General features: G+C 41.7%; 2 protein-coding genes. Both read left to right on the plus strand.

The annotated features are described in order from the left end of the window. Positions 1-258: 258 nt before the first annotated feature. Complete coding sequence (locus G6Q06_RS08295) at positions 259-1,389, plus strand: site-specific integrase (protein ID WP_163566298.1); 1,131 nt, start codon at positions 259-261, stop codon at positions 1,387-1,389. Next, positions 1,386-1,673, plus strand: a complete 288-nt coding sequence (locus G6Q06_RS08300; RefSeq protein WP_163566299.1) for a hypothetical protein — start codon at positions 1,386-1,388, stop codon at positions 1,671-1,673. The genes G6Q06_RS08295 and G6Q06_RS08300 overlap by 4 nt, the downstream gene beginning before the upstream one ends. Positions 1,674-1,771: the final 98 nt, after the last annotated feature.

Genomic DNA, 1,771 nt, shown 5'->3' on the forward strand with positions numbered 1-1,771 from the left:
GCCAAATTAGGCTAGATTAAGGAGGTTTAGGGAAAAGGTTAAGCCCCTAAAATAGGGGCTTAGGGTGGAATGGGGGGAGTGGTGGAGATAGGCTTTATCCAATCTCTTTAACCTATCACCCCCAACACTCCCCCAAACTAACCCCCAACCCTCTAAACCTAAGAGGCCTTTAAACCTTTTAGCTAGCTAGCCTAATTCAAAGGCATTTGAAAAAACCGCCCAATTGTGGCGGGGCAAATCCCCAAGGGGGTAGGAAAAATGATCACACAATTAGCCCATGCTAATAGCTTTAACCAATTCAAAACAAAGGAAATACAAATGCGTATCTACACACGCAAAAACCAGCTATATGCTGAATACTACACAGATGAAGGCAAGAGGGTGCGTAAAAGTCTAGGGCTAAAGGACACAGCCAAAAACCGCGCTAAGCTAAATTACCAGCTAGAGGCAAGAATAGAAGCTGCACAGACTAAGAAGAGATTTATTGATCCGCTAGAAGTGCCACTAGCTACCACTATAGAGGAATTCAAAGAACGCTACATTGGCTATAAGCAAAGCTCACAGCTAACCATAGAAAACCGCCTAAAAACCATTGTTAAGTTACTAGAAGTAGATGTGAACATGCCCACAGCTAAGCTAAACCATGAACACATGAGAAACTTTTATAAGGGCTTAGTGGAGAATAACTATAACACTAATAGCATTGTGCACTTAACTACTCTACTTAAAAGCTTGTTAGAGTTTGCTACCTTCAAAGGCCAGCTAGAAAAGACCCCCTATTACAAGCAAAAAATCCTTATCGCTCCTGCTCCTAAGAAAATTGAAGTCTTTAGTCTAGATCGGGTACTAGAAATCCTAAGAGAATGCGATCAACCCTATCTAAAGACTTATCTAACCATAGCCTTTTTTAGCGGTATGCGAGTGGGTGAGATACTAGCCCTAACTTGGGGAGATATGGACTTTAAGAACCACACAATCACTATCAATAAGGCTTTAAATGGTTTAGGTGAGATAACCACCCCCAAAACAGCTAATAGTATCCGCGTGATTGATATGTTACCAATCGTAGAAAAGCGCTTGAAAGAGTTTAGCCTATTTATGGATGTAATCAACAAAGATACACCCATCTTTGGCACTAATCCTAAGTTACAAATGATCATGACTAAGCAATGGGCTAAACTACTTGAAAGCCTAGAGCTTGAGCACATTAAGCTTTATAGCACAAGGCATACCTTTGCTAGCATCATGTTAGAAAGAGGCGAAGAGCCCTTGTGGGTCAGCCACACACTAGGCCATAAGAACTTACAGATCACCTATAAAGTCTATGCCAAATACATCCCTGAGCAAAACAAACCCAGAGCCACATTTTTAGAAGGAGTAGAAATATGATTGTACGCAACTATAACCTAGATACTTCGGTAGTAGAAATCCCCTTAGAAATATTCAGCGCGGGGCTAAGCTGTAAGGCCTTAGGAGTGTTAACCTATATCTATAGTCTAAGAAAAACTCCCACCCTAGAAACATTGGCTGAGAGACTAGAGGAAAGCCAAGAGGCGATCTTAAAAGCCCTTGAGGAGCTAGAACAAAGAAACTTCCTTACATTCCATTCTAGCGGCCTTTGCTCTGATAAACCAGACTACTACCTAACCCTACCAGAGGAAAGGGGGGCGTAATGGAGCAAGACTACACAGAAGAACTAAGCGCGCGTGAGATTGAGGAAGATAACCTTATAGTTGCCAAAGAACACAATACCTACATCAATAAGCGTATT

The sequence above is a fragment of the Helicobacter suis genome (genome assembly GCF_902196135.1).
Taxonomy (GTDB): domain Bacteria; phylum Campylobacterota; class Campylobacteria; order Campylobacterales; family Helicobacteraceae; genus Helicobacter; species Helicobacter suis_A.

Bases quoted from the DNA above. Each gene is read 5' to 3' on its own strand.
- G6Q06_RS08300 (WP_163566299.1), top strand. From the start codon at position 1,386: ATGATTGTACGCAACTATAACCTAGATACTTCGGTAGTAGAAATCCCC.
- G6Q06_RS08295 (WP_163566298.1), top strand. From the start codon at position 259: ATGATCACACAATTAGCCCATGCTAATAGCTTTAACCAATTCAAAACA.